Source organism: Sphingobacterium sp. UBA7625 (assembly GCF_002484085.1).
Lineage (GTDB): Bacteria > Bacteroidota > Bacteroidia > Sphingobacteriales > Sphingobacteriaceae > Sphingobacterium > Sphingobacterium athyrii.
Genome location: NZ_DLJD01000003.1, coordinates 226847 through 248079 on the forward strand (window position 1 = coordinate 226847; position 21233 = coordinate 248079).

Sequence of the window (21233 nt, forward strand, 5' to 3'; positions counted from 1 at the left end):
ACTATCATGAATAGAAGATTATTTATTCACCGTTCAGCGATCCTGTTTACGCTTGCTTCAGCCGGGCAGGGGGCGTCCTGTTTTGGGAATACCGATAAACAAGAGCTTGGCTATACCATTAAGCAATTTGAAGATGAGGGCCTAGTCCAATTCTCCTATGCAATCTTGGCCGACAGGAAAATTGTACTTGTGGATCCTGCCCGCGATCCAGCTCCTTATTACGCTTACGCGAAGGAGCAGGGGGCAAAAATTATAGCGGTGGTAGAAACCCATTCGCATGCTGATTTTGTGAGTTCCCATCTGGAAATTCATCAGGATCAGAACGTACCTGTGTATGTAAGTAAATTGCTGCAAGCAACTTATCCGCACCAAACGTTTGATGATGGCGACACGTTAAAGATCTCTGATCATATTATACTGCATGCAATCAATACACCGGGACATTCAGCCGATAGCATTTCGGTGTTGCTAAAAGATAGGGGTAGCGATGTCGCTATCTTTTCTGGCGATGCGGTGCTGATCGGTGGGGTTGGGAGGCCCGACTTGCGGGAATATTCTGGCCAACAGGCTTCACAGCGTGAAAAGCTGGCGCGCCAGCTTTTTCATACGGTCAACAACAGCTATTTAAAGCTTGCTGATCATGTGCTACTCTATCCAGCGCATGGAGGGGGCTCATTCTGTGGAAATGCGATAAAGGACCTGAAGCAAAGTACGATTGGCGCAGAAAGAAAACAGAATTTTGCCTTTCAGAAACGATCGGAAGAGGAATTTGTACAGCTGATTTTGAGCGACCGATCGCCCATCCCTGTATATTTTCCTTACAATGTAGCACTGAACCGCAAGGGAGCTGCTGCACTACACACTAGCTTGTCGGGAATCCCCATTATTGCTGCAAGTGTGGCGAAAGTTTTAGAAAGTAAAGTAGTAGATACACGTAAGGCTGCACAATTCAGACAATCCCACTTTCCGGAGGCCATTAATATTCCCGAGCGCAGCAAATCTGAGTCCTGGATCGGGACTTTCATAGCACCACAAGAAAGTTTCTATCTAGTTGCTGACACGAAACAGGAAGTGCAGTTACAACTTGAGAAGCTCGCAAAAATCGGTTACGAACAGTTTGTAAAAGCGGCTGTCATCTATGGTGATTACAAAGGACAGAAGTCAGCAACATTTGATCAGGCAGCATTTGACCGGAATCAGACGGATTATTTTATTGTGGATGTGCGAACGGTAGCGGAGGCAAAGGCAGAACCGGTATTTAAAGAGGCACACAATATTCCACTAGCTGAATTAACGCAACATATTGCCGAACTCCCCTTGGATAAGATCATTGTCGTTCATTGTGCCTCGGGCTACCGCTCGGCAATAGCCAGCAGCCTGATCAATGAATTGGCTCCCGGAACCCGCGTATGGGATGTGGGAGAACATATCAAAGAATACAAGCAATCGAAGAACTAACAAAAAATACAATGAAAACCCGTTACAAGATGAAAGATTTAAAATTAATTGGAAGCATGCTCTTTGCGATCATCGTACTGTTGAATGTAACTAACTGTCAATCCAGACACGACACAAAGGATGCTGTAAAGAATAGTCATCTGCTGCTAAAAAAAGAAGATGCTGTCCGTTTTAAGCATGAACTTGAAAGCTTGAATAATACGAATAAAGTTGCGGTACATATTTCGGATAGCGCACGGATTGTCTATGCAACTGAACAGGAAGTCCTTAAACTCGAAAATGGTATTGTTCTTTTTGGCTGGCCAAGTTGCCCTTGGTTGCGCAATGCAATTGAGCCTTTATTGGAATTTGCCGAGGAGGAAAAACTAGCGATTTATTATCTCAATATTCATGATATCCGGGATCTTAAAGAGAAGGATAAGGAAGGGAAAGTCGTCACGACCAAAGCTGGGAGTCCGGGCTATGAGGCTATCCTAAACAAGTTTCACGCTGTTCTAAATCCTTATAATGGGCTGGGCATTGATTCCATTAAGCGAATATCCTCACCGACAGTATTATTTATTGAAAAAGGAAAAGGGGCACACAAAGTCGTTTCTACGGTAGTCTCCCAGACCGATCCGAAAATTAAGTTGGACAGTACGCAGCGTCAGGAGCTGAAACAACGGTATCGGGAGTATTTTGAGAACGAGCATATTAGTGAAGAAGATATTAAAAACTAATAACATATATATGAAAAAATTAATCAATCTCGGACTTTTAGCATTTGTTTTAACGACATTTACCGTGGCATGTGGATCAGCAGGTAAAAAAAAGGATCATGACAAAACGCAATCAGATTCAACCTCATCAAAGCGTTCAAAAAAAGATCAGCCTAATACAGGTTGTGATTAGTAGCGGTTAAAACACAATTTATGCGAAAATTTGATGCAATTATTATTGGCTCCGGACCAAATGGTCTGGCGGCTGCAATCACCTTTCAGCAGCAAGGACTTAGTACCTTGCTGATTGAAGGTGCTGATACAATTGGCGGCGGTATGCGGACAAAAGAGCTCACGCTGCCAGGCTTTAAGCACGATGTCTGTTCGGCGATTCATCCCATGGCCATGGCTTCTCCATTTTTCAGAAGTCTGCCACTGGATGCATTTGGCCTATCCTTTGTCAAACCTAGGTATGCTGCTGCACATCCCCTGTTAAGTGGGGAGACGGGCATCCTTTATCATAGCCTGCTCGAAACAATAAAGGGTTTGGGGGCGGATGGGGAGCGTTATCGTCAGCTGGTTGAAAAGGTCATTATTCATTGGGATGAGCTTGCGACCGACATTATGGGGCCACTATTGTTGCCGAAACATCCCCTTCAGCTGGCGGCTTTTGGCCTCGATGCGCTGCAGCCCGCAAGCTGGACTGCAGGACGTTTTTCCACGGCATCAGCGAAGGCCCTTTGGGCCGGGATGGCGGCACATGGTATCCAGCCATTGACCAATTGGACAACTTCTGCTATTGCAATTGTGCTATCCGCTGTGGGTAATAAATACGGCTGGCAGATTCCTGTGGGTGGCTCCCAATCCATTGCGAATGCACTGCTGCAGTATTATCAATCTCTAGGCGGGGAATTGCAAACCAATTGCTGGGTGGACGACCTCCGCGAACTTCCTTACTACAAGGTACTGCTGTGCGATATGACACCCAAGCAGTTGCTGCGACTCAAAGGGGTGGAGTTCTCTGCTCATTATCGCAAGCGACTTGAGCGCTATCGGCAGGGGATGGGCGTCTTTAAAGTAGACTGGGCTTTGTCCGAAAAGACACCTTTTAAAGACCTACGCTGTCAGGAGGCAGCTACTGTACATTTGGGGAACACCTATGCTGAAATTGCTGAAACTGAAAAACAGGGCCATTTGGGCCGGCAAGTCGATAGGCCTTTTGTCTTGTTTTCGCAGCAGAGTGCCTTCGATCCCAGCCGGGCGCCAGATGGGAAGCATACCGGCTGGGCATACTGCCATGTCCCGAATGGGAGCACACATGATTATACTGAAGCAATCGAAAATCAGATTGAACGTTTTGCACCCGGATTTAAAGACACGATCATGGCGAAGCACACCTTATCTCCGGCGCAGCTTGAACAATACAATCCCAATTACATTGGTGGTGACATCAATGGTGGAATAATGGATATTACACAGTTGTATAGCCGACCGATCCTGGCATTGAACCCTTATCGTACTGCCGTGGAAAATATGTATATCTGCTCGTCGTCAACACCTCCCGGTGGCGGTGTGCATGGGATGAGTGGTTATCACGCCGCACGGACGGCCCTCAAAGAACATTTTGGTATTGTGGTGAATCGCTAATTTCCTGCATAGCTGATTTAATAAATGCTCCGTATGCAAATGGGTCAAGTCTGCTATTCTCTACCTCGCATACCCGTTTTATATCCCATGTGAGGTTTTTATTTTTGAATCAAATTCAAACAGATATGCATTAAGGTGGATATTCAATTGATTTTTAAACAATCGATTGCACCTCTTTTATTTTTTTTTACTTAATTAAATCTCCTATATTTCAGCAAAGAAATTTTTTTATAAACCATACCTTGTCTTCTCCACCTCATTAAGAACATGTGTTTAAAGTGCGTACAGGCAATTGACCGAAGGAGGGAAGGCGATATCTTATGAGCGCATAGTAGTCTTGGAAGCACGATTACTTCCTAATTTATACAAAATATGAGATTTAAGTTATTTTTAATTGCATTAACGCTGATAACTGCGGAAGAGGGATTCGCACAAAAAAAAGAACCTAAGTCGCAGGATTGGCTAATCAGTGGAACTGCAGCATATCAATCCCGCATTGCGGTCGATGACCAGAACATTGTATTGGAGAATGGGCTTGTACGCCGCTCCTTCTGGGTTAGACCGAATGCCTTTTGCTACGATTTTACCAACTTAATCACAGGACAGCAGCTCATTCGTGCCGTACAGCCGGAAGCGTTGCTGCAGCTCAACGGCAAATGGTATAATGTCGGTGGGGTGGATGGGCAAAAGGAACGCGCTTACCTGCGACCGGAATGGATGCCCACATTTACGACAAAACCCGAAGATTTTAGTTATGTAAAGCATGAAATCAGTGAACTGGATCCGCTGCTACCTTGGAAGGGGGATAAATGGTGGTCTACACATAAGGTTGCCGGAAAAGGGAAGGTGCTGACCTTTACCTATGCCGCTCCGGCTGCCGTCCCATTATCTGGAATTGAAGTAAAAGTGCATTACGCCATCTATGATGGGATCCCGCTGATCAGTAAATGGGTGACCGTGCGGAATACGGGCAACCAGACAGTGCAGATCAATCAGGTCATCAACGAAAAGCTGGCGCTGGTCGAAGAGGAAAGTGCCGTAGTGGGCTCAGTCGAAGAGATGAAGAAGCAGCATGGCCTGTATGTCGAAAGCAATTTTGCTTTCAACAATGCAATGCGCTACCACCTCAGCGATCAGTCGCTGCACTGGAAAGCGGATTCTACCTTTACTTCTCAGGTGAACTACAACCTGAAAACACCGGCGATCATGGAGGTCTACCCCGCTGCGGGTGTAGGCATCAAACTTGCTCCAAAGGATAACTTCAGTTCCATCCGATCCTGGGAGCTGCTCATGGATAGTTATGATCGCGAACGCCGTGGCCTGGCCATCCGCAAAATGTATCGGACCATCGCACCTTGGACAACGGCCAATCCGATCTTTATGCACCTGGTCAGCAAAAAGGATGAGCAGGTTTACACCGCCATTGACCAATGCGCTGCCACAGGATACGAAGCGCTGATCCTCAGTTTCGGCAGTCACGTAAATATGGAGGATACGACGGCTGGGAACCTTGCCGCACTGAAAAAACTGGCGGATTATGCGCACAGTAAAAATATTAAAATAGGTGCCTATTCTTTGTTTAGCTCCCGCAAGATCAGTGAAGCGGATGATATCATCAATCCGAAGACGGGAAAGACAGGTGGTACATTTTTCGGCAATGCCCCTTGTTTTGGTTCCAACTGGGGGATCGGTTATGCTCAGCGGATCAAGACATTTTTTGAAAAAACTGGATTTGATATCTGGGAAAATGATGGTCCTTTTCCTGGCGATCAGTGTGCCTCGACAAGTCATCCCGGACACCATGGACAGGAAGATAGCCAATGGGTACAATTTAACATGCAAAAGCAGCTTTACCATTGGCTAAATGCCCGCGGTGTGTATATCAATTCGCCGGACTGGTATTTTCTGGATGGTTCTAACAAGACAGGAATCGGATATCGGGAAGTGAATTTTTCATTACCTAGAGAAAACCAACGAATACTCAACCGGCAGAATATCTTTGATGCGCTTTGGGAGCAGAACCCGTCTATGGGCTGGGGATTTGTTCCATTGACTGCCTATCAGGGCGGCGGAAAAGAGGCGGTCCTTGAACCTCTAAATGAGCATCTGGAGGATTATCGGCAGCTGATGATGCAGTATTACGGTGCCGGTGTACAGGCCTGTTATCGTGGCCCCCGTCTCTACGATACGGAGGAGACCAAGCAGACGGTGATAGATGTGATCCAATGGTATAAAAAATACCGCGATATCCTCAATGCTGATCTGATTCATTTACGTCGTGCGGATGGTCGCGACTGGGATGGCTTTTTGCATGTCAATGCAACGGCACCAGGGATCAAAGGATTGGGCATGCTGTTTAACCCCTTGAAAACTGAGATCACACATACGCTGGTGCTACCACTTTACTATACGGGTTTGTCGGGCTCCGCAAAACTGACTTTTGATGATAAAACTGTGAAAAAGATGTCCTTGGATCCGCTTGCTAAAATGACAATGACCATTACCATCCCGGCCGAGAGCTACCGCTGGTTTACGGTGGAATGATCCGTCCCCAAAGTACACGGTTATGAAACTTTATCGGTGTGTAGGAAATATCGACAGAAAGGGATTATTCGTTTGAATTAGGAGTAGAGGGGGAGCAACTGCCGGGTTTGTTAATTTACCTTAATGTTTGTTAAATGTTTGTCTTAGCCTGCAAACATTTGCAAATTAAGTTGTTAATTAGCTATAAACGGAAATAAAATGGTTTCTGAATTTATTAAAAATAAACATTTGGCGAATCGTGCGGGATTTGGAATCAGCCTTGAACAGATCTCCGCCTTCGAACGGCTGTCTACCGCCGAAGTTTGGCAGACATATGCTCGGACACGGGATTTCGAACAGATACGCTTTAACGACACGGACACGGATGCTGATTACGTCACGCTTTCAAAATTGAACGCGGGGGCGAAAAAACAAATTCAGCAGCGTAACCGACAGCAGAATATAGAAATCAACCTTAATTTTTTGACAGCTATGGTTCACTCGGAAGATCAGCTGCGGGAAAAGATGGCTTTTTTCTGGCATGGGCATTTCGCAAGCCGCGTGGTCAATTCAACTTTCAGCGCGCATATTCTCAATGAGATCAGAAAAAATGCACTGGGAAATTTTCGGGATATGCTGTTTGCTGTTTCCAAAGCCCCGGCTATGCTCCGCTTCCTCAATAATCAGCAGAATAAAAAAGGACATCCGAATGAAAATTTTGCAAGGGAGGTCATGGAGCTGTTCACGATGGGACGTGGTCATTATACCGAAGCGGATGTGCGTGAAGCTGCACGCGCATTTACGGGTTGGTCTTATGATCGGGATGCCCGATTTATGGAAAGAAAGAAGTTTCATGATCCCGGTATGAAAACATTTTTAGGAAAAACGGGGAATTTTGATGGGAATGATATCCTGGATATCATCCTGGAACAACCGGCAACGGCAAGATTTATTACAGCTAAACTGTATCGTTTTCTGGTCAATGAACAGGTAGACAATGAACTGGTCAATAGGCTGAGCAAACAATTCTATGATTCGGGGTACGATATCAAAAAGTTGTTGGATCATATATTTACCGCATCCTGGTTTTACGAACCTAAAAATATCGGCAGCAAAATAAAATCACCAGTAGAACTGATAGTTGGTATTATGCGTATGTTACCGATGAAAATAGAAAATCCCGAACACCTGATTGTTTATCAAAAACTATTGGGACAGTTATTATTATATCCACCGAACGTAGCTGGATGGCCTTCGGGAAAGGCTTGGATCGACAGTTCCACACTTTTGCTCCGGATGCAGATTCCACAGATATGGAGCGGCCTACGCCCGCTTGATCTCTCCCCACAGCAGGACGACGACCTTGACATGGGCTTAAAACAAAAGCGGAAGCTGAAAGGATTCAAAAATCCGAATATGTCGATCGCCTGGCCGGAGGTTGAAGCAGTATTTGCAGGAAAGGAACCAATACAGTTATTGTTGCAGAAGGAACCGTCTTTTAAACAGCATATACTTGAAAAATACGCTGCCGGAGACATCAGGATGTCGATTATTGAAACCATGAGTATGCCCGAATATCAGCTCTGTTAACTAAAAAAATAAGACCATGATCATCAAAAGGCGTGAATTTCTTAAAGCAGGTTCCCTAGTAACAGCATCTATGCTGCTGCCCAATTTTTTAAAGGCAATGACTTTGCCCGATGCCCTGGAAAGAGATCAGAAAATCCTGGTCATATTACAGTTGAGCGGCGGAAACGACGGACTTAATACGATCATCCCCCGGCGCAACGATATCTATTTTCGCGAAAGGCAGACGATTGCTGTGACGAACGCGCTTCCCCTCACCGACGAAGCCGGTATTAATCCTGCTTTGGGCTTTTTTAAAGAATTATATGACAACGGTGAAATGGCTGTGCTCAATAATGTGGGGTATCCCAATCCCGATAAATCGCATTTCCGGAGCATGGATATCTGGCACAGCGCAAGTCGCAGCGACGAATATCTGGAAAGCGGATGGCTGGGAAGATACCTTGATGAAGCCTGCTACGACTGTACCCATCCCACACAGGCTTTGGAAGTCAATGATATGCTGAGCCTTGCCCTCAAAGGAAAACACAAAAAAGCTTTTGCTTTTAAAGATCCCAAAAAGCTTTATCAAACCAGTCGTGAAGAATACTTCAAGTCGCTCTATGAAAACCATCAACATGAAGATGAGACAGTAGGCTATCTCTATCAGACATTGGGAGAGACCATCAACAATGCGGATTATATCTTTGAAAAAAGCAAAGCGAAGTCTACGGCGGCTCCTTATCCCGATTCGGCATTGGGAAAGGATTTCAGGACGGTCGCCTCCCTGATCAAATCGGATATTAATACGCAGGTGTATTACCTGCAGATCGGTAGTTTTGATACACATATTAATCAACGGCAACGGCAGGAGGGGCTATTCCAGATCATTAACGACGCAGTTGAAGCCTTTGTGGATGACCTGAAAAAAAATGACCTTTTTCAGCGGGTCATGTTGATGACTTTTTCAGAGTTCGGCCGTAGGGTAGCACAAAACGCAAGCAATGGTACGGACCATGGAACGGCAAATCAGCTTTTTTTTATTTCAGGAGGTTTAAAAGGGAAGGGCCTGCGCAATGCGCTGCCTGATCTGGAGCACCTCAACGCCGGCGATCTGGTGTATTCGGAAGATTTCAGAAAAGTGTACGCCACGCTATTGAGAAACTGGCTAAATGCGGATTCTTCTAAAATATTGGGCTGGAAGAACGGTATTTATGATTTTATTTAAAGGTTTGCGATTATTACTTCATTATGGCCTGCATTATCTTAAGGGGTGCCAGCATCAGGTATTTTTCCACGTTATTTATCGAGATTTAAGTATTTTTACGTGATTTATGGCTGTTGCATTGTTTTTTGGTTTTTTATCTACATCTTTAAAGCGTTATAAACGTGAAATTTGAGTCCATTACACAACCTTCCTGAAGAAACCTTGATTCTTTTACTGAAAAAAAAGAACCAGCAGGCCTTTAGTTATCTTTACGATAACTATGCGGATGCCCTCTATGGGGTGGTGTGTCGTATTGTAGCTTCCACTGAACATGCCGAGGAAGTGATTCAGGATGTATTTGTTAAAATCTGGAAACATGTCGATCTTTTTGATTCCGAAAAAGGCCGGTTATACACCTGGATGATCAATATTGCACGTAACACGGCGCTGGACTACCGCAAATCCAAGGGTGTGGTCAACGAAATGAAAAACCAACCGCTCTCAAATATCGTAAATACAGAGGAAGAACGGGATCAGAGCGGGAGCGAACAACATACGAAAGCAGATTTTATTGGATTCAGAAATATTTTGGATAAATTAAAGCCTGAATGTCGTATCTTGATCGAGATGGCCTACTATGAAGGATATACGCAACAGGAAATTGCGGAACAGCTTGATGTTCCTTTGGGTACCGTAAAAACACGGACCAAGGCTGCATTTTTACAGTTAAAACAATTATTAAAGGACTATCGTTAATTTTGGATATCGCAGCATACATATCGTCAGGGATTATTGAATCGTACGTTTTGGGGCTTGCTTCCGAAGAGGAAGTTAGCATACTGAACTGTATTCGAAAAAATAATGTCGAAGTGGAACAAGCTATCGCCGAGGCCGAAAAAGCGCTCGAGGGATTAGCCGATATCCAAGCGATGGCGATGCCTGCTGCCTTAAAACAGGATATCTGGAATAGACTTGAAGCTGAAAATCTGGTTTTGAAGGATGATCAACCAGATGGTCTGTCGACGGACGAAGCCATATCCCATGATACAGTTGTCCAGGCGCCAATATTGAACACTGAGGAGCTGCCTAAGCGGATTGTACCGGCTAGATCCTACGGCTGGGCCATAGCTGCCAGCATATTGTTCGTACTCAGCGTCGGCGCAAATTTATTCTTCTATCAACAGCAAAAGGAGAATAAGGAAATGCTTGTCCAGGCAAATACCACGTTAGATACGCAAAATGCTACATTAGCTATTTTACAGGAGAAATGGAGCTTGGTGCAGAACCCGGCGGTAAAAACCATTGCACTAAAAGGTGTTGAAAATAAACCTGATTTACATGCACTCGTATTTTGGGATCAGACTTCAAAGGCGGTATACCTCAGTCTCGAACAGATGCCAGCTGCGCCAAAAGGTAAGCAGTATCAGCTCTGGGCGATGGTCGATGGTCAGCCTGTGAGTGCTGGTGTATTCCCTCTGAATGTCAAAGAAGCCATGGCGAGCAAGATGCTGGATGTTTCTAAAGCACAAGCCTTTGCCATTACGCTTGAAGATGAGGGTGGTAAGCCAGTACCTACCCTCACCGAACTATGTGTGATGGGCAGCATCTAAAAAGGTACTTCCCGCATTTTCTGATCTCGCCAATAGTAACCTCTTATTTACGGTTACAAGTACTTTGCCGATATTCAAATATTTCGATAATGGTTTCAGCAAGTTCCTTTCCGTAATGTTGCTCCACCAGATAAAGCGCAGCATCTATTCCTGCGGTTATACCTGCTGTAGTAATCAATCGTTTCTGGTCGACAAACCGTACTCCACGTTTAACAATACTTTTGGGATTATGCTTTTCTAAGGCATCCAGCAACATGACATGGGTCGTTATTTCATAATGATCCAATATGCCTGTTTTGGATAAGAGCATGCTTCCTGTACAAACGGTAAAAATAATTGTGCCTTTGTCATAGTAGTCTTTTAACCAGTTTATTAACGTATACTGGAAATCGTCATCCTGCAGGTATGCCATAACACAGTCTGGATTGGCACCGGGAACGACAATCATGTCTGGTCGGGGTGCAGTTTGTATTGAGTGCATTGGGATAATTGCCATGGTATCCGCTTCCATTTGTACGGCTTCTTTGGTCTTCCCGACCGTGTAACAATTATAACTCCCGGGAGCTATAACATTTGCCTTGACAAATACATCTAGTGGACCGTTGAGGTCAAGTGCCTCTATCTGATCATAAATAAAAAAGGCTACGTTCATGCTCTTGTTGTTTTGTTTCGGATTCATCATGATATACTATTATTGATCGTTAAATTGAGATATAGTTTTCCCTGCCGGTGAATGAACGCCAGCATTTTTTTGTGTTTTTAATTTGTAGAAATGGATTATTCGGTGCCTTTACAAGTCTTCCGATATTGGAGCGGGGAGATGGAGAGGTACTTTAGAAATAAGCGTCGAAGAGAGATTACGTTTCCAAAGCCACATTTCTGTGCGATCATCTCGAAACTCATATCGGTATATTCTACCATGTTCTTTGCCTGGTCCAGCCGCATTTTTTCGAGAAACTTACCCGGAGTCATGCCTGATTCTTTTAAAAAGACCCTGGAGAAATTGCGGACACTCATATTAAGTGATTCGGCCATATAGTCTATACTGATTGCCTGGCCCAGTTTATCTTTGAGTAAATCTCTGATCGCTTTAGTGAAAGGGGTTAACAGGTCATAATCGGTAATCGCATCACCGAACTGGGACTGCCCCCCGGGTCTTTTTAAATGCAAAACGAGATGTTTGGCTACTTCAGAAGCCAATGGTTTTCCACAATCTTCCTCCAATAAGGCCAAGGCGAGATCTATCCCTGAGGAGACCCCACCTGAAGTATAAATCCCCTGATCGTGAATAAAAAATGGATTGACATTAACATCGAGGTCAGGATAAGTCCGTTGCAGGATAGCGGCATATTTCCAATGGGTTGTGACTTGTTTACCCTCCAGTAGCCCAGCTTTTGCTAAAACAAAAGCACCAACACAGACTGAGCCTATACGCCTTACATGTGTTGCAATACCTTGCAAATAACGGTAAATATCAGGGTTTACTTCGTCCAGCAAATTAAGGTCAGTACCAGCAACGAGTAGTGTGTCTATTGAGCAATTGTGATCATAAATGGAATGGCTGCAGGTGAGAGGTATTCCAGCATTTGAGTATACAATCCGATCAGGTGTACTGGATATCAGCTGAACTTGGTACTTCGGTGCATTATCAACTGGTGTAAAAAAGTTGGCCGACATAAATACATCACAGGGGCCGGCAACGTCCAATAACTGAACCCCCGGTAATATCAAAAGTGCAATCGTTTTTATTCCTGTTTGTTTTTTTGTGTTTTCCATAGCTCACTTGTATGCTACAAATGTACTAAGATGTCGATATGGCTACAATGACAAATAATAGACAGTTTCGGCCATTCTCCATGAGGCCAGGTAGCTTTTTACCATGGCCTCTGATAAGGGGGAATTCAATTCGATCAATTTTATTGATGTACTTACCGTTACTTTTTAACCAATAACGGTAGGTATTTTTCGTAGCCTTTATTCTTCATGTCTTCTTTGGGAATAAACTTGAGCGAAGCACTATTGATGCAGTAGCGGAGCCCTCCTTTATCCACTGGACCGTCGTCAAATACGTGCCCGAGGTGTGCGTCGCCGGTTTTGCTCCGTACTTCCGTGCGCCGCATGCCATAAGAATTATCTGATAATTTTTCTACCAGGCTATCGCTGATCGGTTTGGAAAAGCTTGGCCATCCACAGCCGGACTCAAATTTATCGGTCGAGACGAACAGGGGCTCACCAGTAGTGATATCTACATAGATACCTTCTCTAAACTCATCATTGTATTCGTTGGCAAAGGCCCGCTCGGTTACATTGTTTTGTGTTACATCATATTGCAAAGGGGTAAGTTCCTTTTTCAGAGTCTCCTTGTCAGCCTTTTTATAGCTGCTGGAAGGAGCGGAGGCTGCTTTTGTCGTTTCCGGATTTGCCTTGCGCGCCATTTCAAATAAATCGGGGCCGATGTGGCAATAACCACCCGGATTTTTGTCGAGGTATTTTTGATGGTAAGCTTCTGCATCGTAGTAGTTCTGCAAAGGTTCTAATTCCACCACGATCTGGTTAGGGTATTGTTTGGCCAGTTCGGTTAAACTTTCCTTGATCACAGGGATATCAGCTGCATTGGTATAATAGATGCCGGTGCGGTATTGTGTACCGATATCATTGCCCTGTCTATTGAGTGAGGTAGGGTCTATTGTTTTTAGGAATAGGTCAACCAGCAATTTAAGGTCAATGACCTTCGGATCGTAAGTTACTTTGACCGTTTCTGCAAATCCGGTTTTCCCAGTGGAAACCTGGGTATAGGTAGGATCCTGCAAGTTGCCGTTGGCATAGCCGACTTCTGTTGCAGTGACACCGCGGACTTGCTTGAAGAAATGTTCGGTCCCCCAGAAGCAGCCGCCGGCGAAATAGATGACCTGATCGTTGTTATGTATATTATCCATAGTATGTTGTTTAGCTGATTTTGATCCTGCGGCTTTCTGTGAAAAGCCGAACTTGCTGACAATGAATAGGCCGATGCCCAAAGCCAGCAGCACAAATAACTGTTTCATATGACCTCCCTTTTTATTCCCTTGTCTTTTTATCCGGGCATGTTGATTTTAATTCGTTTTGAATTGCGTGAATTCATGCTATTGTCGCTCTTTTTATTAATGCAAACACCATTCCCTTTCCATAGCTTTTTGCCGTAAAAATGGTTATTTGGGGTCTTTAGCAATTCCTTTTTACACTGGACAGACAAAGCCGTGCCCTATATTTTTTAATCCTGTTTTTTTGACCAGAGTTCTATGTTCTGAAATTTGAATTTGGCATTGTCAAATAGCGGGGCTACTTTGGGTTTCTGCTACACTGGGCTTCTTATTTCCACAGTTAAAGCTGTCGTTGACAATCCCGATTATTCTTCCGGTGTTGTCGTGGCAAGGAGATAACCGCTTGGGGTGAGCCCTGTTTGTTTTTTAAAAAAATTACAGAAGCTGGACTCATTCTTAAAACCACATTCTATAGTGCTTATTTTGATGGAACGGTTTTGATGGAGACGGGCTTTAGCTTTTTTCAGCAATTCTTGATTACGGTATTTCATAATCGTAATTCCAAAGCGTTCTTTATGAAGATAACTTAAGTAGGCTGGTTGAATATTTAGCGCGTAAGCAATATTTTTTATCCTTACCAGATCATCACTTTCGGCGATGCATTTGGAGATAAGCAGACGTGCCTGCTGTACTATCAGATCAGGATCATACAACTGTCTTCCGGCTATTAATAATTTATCTTTGCAAAGGTAAAGTAGATCCTCAATTTTTCGCAAGATGCGGATCTTTGGAATAAGTGGTTTATTGCCAAGTTCGATAGTAAGATCGCGAAGAATTCGCCGGGTGTGTTGTGAAGCTATAAAACCGATGCTGGCTTTATATTGCCGGGGCTTTAATCTATTTGTGGCAATGATTTCGGTTAAAAATCCAAATTCGGCCAGTTCACCGAATTCAATTAGGTTGACAGGCAAAGTAAATCCCTGTATATGGTAATTTCCGGGCTCAAAATATACGTTAATGATAGTCTCGGGAACATAGAGGAATACACCATGTTGTGGGGGGAACAGATATTCCTCACAGCTCTGGCATTGGCCGTATCGAACAGCCTTACGCCCGTCAATATGGTAGAGCAAATGGGTTTGAGGATTGTGGATCTGAAAATTGATAGCTGTGTGTGTCGCGACTTCAATGGTATAGCTATAACTTTCCAGATTGCCGAAATTTAGATATTCTTCAAATATTTTTATGCTACTGTTGTAAAATAGTCGTTTACGACTCCCTGGTAATCTTTCCTTTATGAATTTTGTTGGCGTACTCCCCGCTAATAAACACATATCTGCTTCTATCAAATGAAATGATTTGGACTGCATACAACTGTTGATTTTTTTTGAAATATTTCAGGTTATTTAGAAAAATTGGTTTGTTGTAAGAATTAAAACTTCTGGACAAATAAAATAAAGTGTAAGGGGTAAAACAAACGGATTAATAATAAAAAGTTGGAATCAGTAATATTTTACGGAAAGTGTAATAGTTAACAAATATATAATTAAAGGAAATTTTGTAAATTTGGGTTGGCGGTAATTTTTGTTTTTGATTTAATGAAACGAATCAATGTTTGCTCCGTAGCGACTAAAACTTTATTATACCGTCAAATTTGGTAAAAGCCAATTATTGATAAGATACCAATAGCTATCTGAAAAATTTCAATAAAAGATATTTTATGTTTTACTTTTCTTATGAAATAAATAATGAATAAAGTTGAAGAAAGAACTGAAATTGTAACTGATGAAAAAAGGATGCTAATGTCCCCAGATAAGAGGTCAAACATTCAGAAAAGACCGTCTTTTTTCCAAATGGATAAAGAATTCCCGCTGGAACCTTTGGTGACTCTTTGGAAAAGAGAACGGGATTGTTCGGCTTTAATGGAATATATTTTGCGAAGAAGCGATAAATCTGAGCTGAATAATCAAAAGAAGATAAAATGCCTTCAGGCTGTAATTGTTGTGAAAGGTCCACGTAAATCAGATGTATATATGCAAGACGGTACTATCTCTTATATAGAGGTTACTACAAAAGTGTTGATGTCCAATCCTTGGTTAGTAAAGGTCAGTGCAACGGTCTACTTAAATATGCTGTATTTTAGAGTGTATTTACATCGTCCGGAAGAGCTTAAACTTAATTCTCAAATAAAGAAAAAATTAAAACGCTTGTTGCCTGATGAGAAGCTCAAAAAAATGACTACACCTTCACGTGACCTTAAAAACAACTTAAATATTTTTTGGGGAGCATTGCAAACAATCGATGAAGGAAGGTTAAATGATGAATTTGATTTAATTTAACAGGATATTAATGCGAATTGTAAATATTGCCATATTGTATCTCAGCAGTTTGAATTTTAAGTAAAACAGTTATAAAAAGCTGTTGTTATTACAGTCTAAACCGGTGTATCACATTGAATGGTCAAAATACCTTATAATAGAATGAAATGGCTCATAAACAATACTGACGTACTGTTGTCGCACTTTCTATTATTTTTACACGAACAGCGAAGATACGGGCTGTGTTCGTTTTAGAAGCGAAATGCGAATCATGGCCAATAATCGGGACCTGGAAGTACAAAAAAAATGAAATGAATAGCGCACAACAAACAAAAGATATACAGTTCATCAGCATCCATACACAGGCGGAATGGCGGCAGTGGCTGGTAGAGAATCATTTTGTCAAGCAATCCGTGTGGATTATCTGTAATACAAAGAATTCGGGGCGGCCTGCTGTCGCCTGGAGCGAGCTGGTTGACGAAGCCTTATGTTTTGGCTGGATTGACAGCACACGAAAAACGATTACGAAGGGCACTTTTCAGCAGTTATTCAGTAGACGTAAACCTCGGGGAACCTGGTCGAAGATCAACAAGGAAAAAGTCGAGAAACTTATAGCTAGTGGAAAGATGACCGAAGCGGGACTCGAGGTAATCAGGCTTGCCAAGGAAAACGGTTCATGGTCCGTTCTTAATGATGTGGAGGAACTGCTTATCCCGGAAGATCTGGACAGGGCATTAAAGAGTTGTCCAGGAGCCGAGGCTTTCTTTGCCGGTTTGAGCAGATCAGCAAAAAAAATGCTGCTGCAATGGATTGCTCTGGCAAAACGTCCTGATACCCGAAACAGGCGGATCGTCGAGATTGCAGAGCAGGCTGCCAGCCAAATGAAGCCAAAACAATTCCGATAATTTTAAAGACTTGAGCAAATAAGCGGCTTGTTGTTTGCAATTATGCTATATAACACTTGTCGTCGAGATGACATAAGTACTTAATTTGTTGGTTGGCTATTTGGTCTGCGTGTTATCGGGATTCTTACAATAGTAGGGGGGCATTCGGGGTAAATATCGTCAGCGTATCAAATGTTGAATTTTTAGGAATTTAATCGTGATGCCCATCTGTCCGAGGTGATACATGTCATGGTGGATTAAACCAGTTAACAGATACTTATAATCGTGTGGAAAAGACGGATCTGCATGTGGATAAGTCGTTTGGAGGAAAGTGTCATCTTTTTCTTCCAGAAAAGAAATAATATCTTGCTGTGTTGTGTGAAGATCTTGCATTAGACTCTCCCAGCCACGTTTTCTTAGCTCATTATTGTTTCGCCAGTTTGCGGCATCACTCATTTCAAGTCCTCTCGGGTTATCTTTTAATCGGCTTAATACTTCTCTGCGCCATTCGATTAAATGTGATGCTAACTCTGCCATGCTATGCATTTCGGGGATAGGACGTTCAAAAGCAGTCGTGTCATCCACCTGAGACAGCTTCTTTTCAAAATTTTCATCAATCCAAAGGTCCGCTGCTTCGACATCCCTCAATTGTTGTTTAATATCTTTTATTAAAATATCTTTCATCATGCTAAGTTTTAGATCTTTCTTTTTATGGGGGAACAGTTGCCGGAGCATAATTGTTTAAACCTTAAAGGACAAGTTTGTAACTATGTACGTCGACATCAAATCTAAACACTTATAAAATTTGGGGTTGCAGTTTAGGAGGGATTGTACCACAATTGAGTGCTAAGACAGATGAATTGACCTATTCTCGGGGGCGGGGGTGGGCTGGCCAGTAGTCACCAGTCTGAATCTATCGAAAACCTTTTTCTGGGATGCAGTGTCAAAGTTTTATATAAGGTTGATACCAAAAGTTACAGATGCGACAACCGTGATAGGCAAACTCGACGGTATGCAATTTGACGAAAAGGAAAAGTAGGCTGGATTCTTTATATGTTGTCAATACCGGATTCTAACTAATCTGCTGGGGCGTGTTAAAATATGGCTTTTTAATATTATTGTTGTTTGAAGTTTAATTTGTTATGATTTTTATATAAATAAAAAGTATACTAGTAATAGTGGGTCGATATAACCATTGGTTATGGCGGTGTTTCTGGGTTTTTTTATGAATTTCTGGACTTTCAGAACCTTGTTTTGCCCATTGGGGAAGTTGGCTATTGTTGTAAACAAAGTTGTTTTGGCTAAGGTGTATGGCAGGGACTAAGGAATATCTGTGCAGATGCGGTCATCTATATAGCGTTTCAGTGTGATATCAGCTGACATGCGATGGAAATATGAAAGAAGTTATTATAGCCTAACCAATGCAGTGCTGCATTGATGGATGTAGATGTGTTAATAAGAGGCTTAGCGGGATGTTTATCCCTGCCGCCTAGAAGGAACTTCATTTTCGAAAGAAAATTGAATACAGCGGCTAATTGGACTCTAGAATGGATAGTGCTGTGGTATCATTTGAGTGTTGCGTGTGTATGCGGTTTATATGGGATGACGCCATCAGTAAAAATCATTGTTTTCTCCATGGCACTGAAAATCATTTACTCGTACAGCCTATGCAAGCGATGCTTATTTCTAGCCTTATAGCGAGAAATTTGGATTTATTGTATTTTTAATAAGTTGTTTTTGAGTTGTTTGTTTTATTTTAATTGTAGTGTTTATTGATGTTGGTGTCGTGCTTTTTTTGCAGAATATGCGAGCATGGTGAATTTTTTTTCTGTTTTTTCCTGATCTTTTGTTCCCTGATCTTCTGTGCCTCGAAGAAATTTTCCCTTGACCATCCATACTTCGGTTTGATCTGAATATGCGTTCGTACTCGTAACCGCAAGGATTGTATCATCGCTTAGTACGGTGATGCTATTCCAGAGACAGGATTTATTTTGCGGGATGACAAACGGGACCGATTTGTTTTTGAAATTCATTGCCCGTTCATTTCCGATCAGCACTTTCATATCGGCATAATCCATTTTGTTGGTGCGGCCCTCTGTGCTCTGATAGGAAAGTATCGTCTCACCTGTGCTTAACTGTCTAATATAGGGGGCTCCAGCATAGACTTCATTTGCAATGGGATCATGTAATGCGTAACTGCGATCAGCACTCTTGCCGGAGATGGTATTTGCCCAATTTTTTTGAAGTGTATTGCGTAGGATATAGGGTTTAAAAGTACGAACGGCATTGTCTTCTATGGCTAGAACGATTTCTTTTTTATTCCTCAGCAATAGTGGTACAGGCATCCCGTCCCGTTTTCCGGGGCGAAAGCTGACGATAGATGGTGTTTTGCTCCAGCTTGCTCCATGGTCAATGGATCGCAGCATAGATATATTTTGCTCATTGCTTTTTGTGTAGGGTCCTTCATTAGCAAAAAAGAGCTGGATTTCGCCATTTGGTAATTGGATGGCCGATGGTTCCCAGCATCCATTTTCGAATTGGTGCCCAGCTTGGTAAAGTATCTGTTCGGCTTCCCAGCTCTGTCCGCCGTCCGTGCTTTGTCTAAGATGGATGCCGAACTTCCGGCTTGGGGAAATGTCATAAGGACGTGCATTATAGAATGCGAGAATACGCTGATCGTCGAGTTTAATAAGGTCTGGTACGCACATTTTGACGCCTTTCTTCGCTGCTGAAATAACGATGGGCTCTGACCAGCTGTCACCAAGATTCTGACTTTTGGCAGCAACAATATTTCCGTCTGCTTCATAAACAGCGAGCAACGATTCGTCCGATAGCTGGATAATTCGGCCATAGCCGGAATATCTGGCGAAATTGGGTGAGGAGATCCGACGTCGGCTGGAATCGTCCCATTGGATGGTTCCGTTCTGTTTTATGTTGTTTCCGGTTGCCGGCTTAAGGACTTGTCCTTCTGAAAAAAACGGCAGGGAAAGGAAAATAAAAGTTAGGGCTGAAGCTGGTTTAATTAAGTATTGGTAGAGCATATTACAACAATTAAGGTCTAGTGGTCAATAAGAAATCATTCTTTATATGAAGTTACGATTATTTTCTAAATGTTGTTTCTGATAAATAACATTCCGGTGAACCCAATAACTCTGTTCCACGGATGCCGCTTTTTTCGGAGGCTTATGCGAATCTCGTCGCGGGTTTTAATATTGTTTACTTGCTGTTTTTTTGTGTTGCTATTACTCATTTTTAAAAAGCCTACAGCACATGATACGTTCGCAGATGCTTAATCTACATTAAGTTTTACGCTTAAGCTAGGTTATTGGTTTGTACCTCCTTAATGGCGTAAATTTGACTATACAAAAGCAAGCAAGTGCACTGTTGCTGATGTATAGATTCATAAGATAGGAGTACTAAAAATGAAAAAATCAATTGAAAAAATATTCCCTCGTCCTTCAAAACCAGGTATGGTAGGTGATGGATTCCGCGTGTATAATATGGTTCCCGGTAACGGAATTACCAAAAGGCGGATGAGTCCATTCCTTTTGTTAGATTTTAATGCGGAGTTTGATTTTGGTCCATCTGATCATATCCGCGGAGTAGATGTTCATCCGCACAAAGGATTTGAGACCGTAACAATTGCTTATAAAGGCAGTGTAGCGCATCATGACAGTTCGGGCAACAGTGGTGTTATTAATCCCGGTGATGTCCAATGGATGACAGCTGGAGCAGGGATATTGCATAAAGAATATCATGAAGAAAACTTTTCTAAAACTGGAGGTCCTTTTGAAATGGTGCAGCTTTGGGTTAATTTACCGGCAAAAGACAAGTCTGCCACAGCACATTATCAGAATATAACCGCGGATCAGATGGGCAAAGTACTGCTACCTGATGGGGCAGGTGTCATCAACGTCATAGCCGGTAAATTTCAGGATACAAAGGGACCGGCTGAGACATATACGGCAGTCAATCTCTTTGATATAAAATTGGAAAAGTTACATCAGGTAACATTTAGTGTTCCACAACATCATAATTCTGCTATTCTGGTCGTCAATGGAGAAGCAGAGGTAAATGGGCAGTTGGCCAAAGAACATAGTTTCGTGCTGTTTGAAAATAATGGTGAGGAAATAGAGGTCAAGGCCAATGAACAAGCCGTCTTACTGTTTATGAGCGGAGAACCTATCGACGAGCCTATTGTGAGTTATGGCCCTTTCGTGATGAATACACAAGCGGAAATCTATCAGGCTTTTGAAGATTTTCAGGCTGGTAAATTTGGCACACTTGAATAGGTTGTAGATT

General features: G+C 42.8%; 18 protein-coding genes and 1 pseudogene. 12 read left to right on the forward strand and 7 right to left on the reverse strand.

The genetic code is table 11. The features are described 5' to 3' along the window. Positions 1-6 precede the first annotated feature (6 nt). From B4G94_RS00960 to B4G94_RS01000, 9 genes are all read left to right on the forward strand, one after another. Positions 7-1458, forward strand: a complete 1452-nt coding sequence (locus B4G94_RS00960; RefSeq protein WP_286856584.1) for an MBL fold metallo-hydrolase — start codon at positions 7-9, stop codon at positions 1456-1458. Between the two features lie 29 nt (positions 1459-1487). Next, a complete protein-coding gene (locus B4G94_RS00965) occupies positions 1488-2177 on the forward strand; it encodes a hypothetical protein (protein ID WP_286856586.1) in 690 nt (229 codons plus the stop codon). Between the two features lie 10 nt (positions 2178-2187). Continuing rightward, positions 2188-2349 (forward strand): hypothetical protein, encoded by a 162-nt coding sequence (locus B4G94_RS00970; protein WP_158655597.1) that lies wholly within the window; start codon positions 2188-2190, stop codon positions 2347-2349. Between the two features lie 20 nt (positions 2350-2369). After that, positions 2370-3803, forward strand: a complete 1434-nt coding sequence (locus tag B4G94_RS00975) for a phytoene desaturase family protein (protein ID WP_104381420.1) — start codon at positions 2370-2372, stop codon at positions 3801-3803. Between the two features lie 372 nt (positions 3804-4175). Then, positions 4176-6347, forward strand: coding sequence for an alpha-galactosidase (locus B4G94_RS00980; RefSeq protein WP_286856587.1), 2172 nt, complete (start codon positions 4176-4178; stop codon positions 6345-6347). A 198-nt stretch (positions 6348-6545) separates the two neighbouring features. Continuing rightward, a complete protein-coding gene (locus B4G94_RS00985; RefSeq protein WP_286856588.1) occupies positions 6546-7916 on the forward strand; it encodes a DUF1800 domain-containing protein in 1371 nt (456 codons plus the stop codon). A gap of 16 nt (positions 7917-7932) precedes the next feature. Then, positions 7933-9120, forward strand: a complete 1188-nt coding sequence (locus B4G94_RS00990) for a DUF1501 domain-containing protein (RefSeq protein ID WP_286856590.1) — start codon at positions 7933-7935, stop codon at positions 9118-9120. A 168-nt stretch (positions 9121-9288) separates the two neighbouring features. Next, complete coding sequence (locus B4G94_RS00995) at positions 9289-9855, forward strand: RNA polymerase sigma factor (protein WP_286856592.1); 567 nt, start codon at positions 9289-9291, stop codon at positions 9853-9855. Between the two features lie 2 nt (positions 9856-9857). Beyond that, on the forward strand, positions 9858-10709 hold the full coding sequence (locus B4G94_RS01000; RefSeq protein WP_165307577.1) for an anti-sigma factor: 852 nt from the start codon (positions 9858-9860) through the stop codon (positions 10707-10709). Between the two features lie 43 nt (positions 10710-10752). On the opposite strand, the gene B4G94_RS01005 is transcribed toward B4G94_RS01000, so the two are convergent. The 5 genes and pseudogenes from B4G94_RS01005 to B4G94_RS01020 form a co-directional block, all read right to left on the reverse strand. Further along, a complete protein-coding gene (locus B4G94_RS01005) occupies positions 10753-11391 on the reverse strand; it encodes a DJ-1/PfpI family protein (RefSeq protein ID WP_206531763.1) in 639 nt (212 codons plus the stop codon). 95 nt (positions 11392-11486) lie between these two features. After that, positions 11487-12485: a GlxA family transcriptional regulator gene (locus B4G94_RS01010; protein WP_286856597.1), complete on the reverse strand. Its 999-nt coding sequence runs from the start codon at positions 12483-12485 to the stop codon at positions 11487-11489. 158 nt (positions 12486-12643) lie between these two features. Then, complete coding sequence (gene msrB / locus B4G94_RS27965) at positions 12644-13144, reverse strand: peptide-methionine (R)-S-oxide reductase MsrB (protein WP_349681857.1); 501 nt, start codon at positions 13142-13144, stop codon at positions 12644-12646. Positions 13145-13177: 33 nt separating this feature from the next. Then, a pseudogene (gene msrA, locus B4G94_RS27970) lies at positions 13178-13753 on the reverse strand (peptide-methionine (S)-S-oxide reductase MsrA); the annotation flags it as partial. 341 nt (positions 13754-14094) lie between these two features. After that, complete coding sequence (locus B4G94_RS01020) at positions 14095-15099, reverse strand: helix-turn-helix domain-containing protein (protein WP_286856599.1); 1005 nt, start codon at positions 15097-15099, stop codon at positions 14095-14097. A gap of 378 nt (positions 15100-15477) precedes the next feature. Between B4G94_RS01020 and B4G94_RS01025 the strand changes: the two genes are divergently transcribed. Next, on the forward strand, positions 15478-16068 hold the full coding sequence (locus B4G94_RS01025) for a hypothetical protein (RefSeq protein WP_108633593.1): 591 nt from the start codon (positions 15478-15480) through the stop codon (positions 16066-16068). Between the two features lie 290 nt (positions 16069-16358). Continuing rightward, on the forward strand, positions 16359-16952 hold the full coding sequence (locus B4G94_RS01030) for a YdeI/OmpD-associated family protein (RefSeq protein ID WP_286856600.1): 594 nt from the start codon (positions 16359-16361) through the stop codon (positions 16950-16952). A gap of 159 nt (positions 16953-17111) precedes the next feature. On the opposite strand, the gene B4G94_RS01035 is transcribed toward B4G94_RS01030, so the two are convergent. Together B4G94_RS01035 and B4G94_RS01040 are read right to left on the reverse strand one after the other, a co-directional pair. Then, on the reverse strand, positions 17112-17666 hold the full coding sequence (locus tag B4G94_RS01035) for a DinB family protein (protein WP_286856601.1): 555 nt from the start codon (positions 17664-17666) through the stop codon (positions 17112-17114). 1034 nt (positions 17667-18700) lie between these two features. Further along, positions 18701-19972 (reverse strand): sialidase family protein, encoded by a 1272-nt coding sequence (locus B4G94_RS01040; protein ID WP_286856603.1) that lies wholly within the window; start codon positions 19970-19972, stop codon positions 18701-18703. Between the two features lie 381 nt (positions 19973-20353). Between B4G94_RS01040 and B4G94_RS01045 the strand changes: the two genes are divergently transcribed. Continuing rightward, complete coding sequence (locus B4G94_RS01045; RefSeq protein ID WP_165307566.1) at positions 20354-21223, forward strand: pirin family protein; 870 nt, start codon at positions 20354-20356, stop codon at positions 21221-21223. Positions 21224-21233 lie beyond the last annotated feature (10 nt).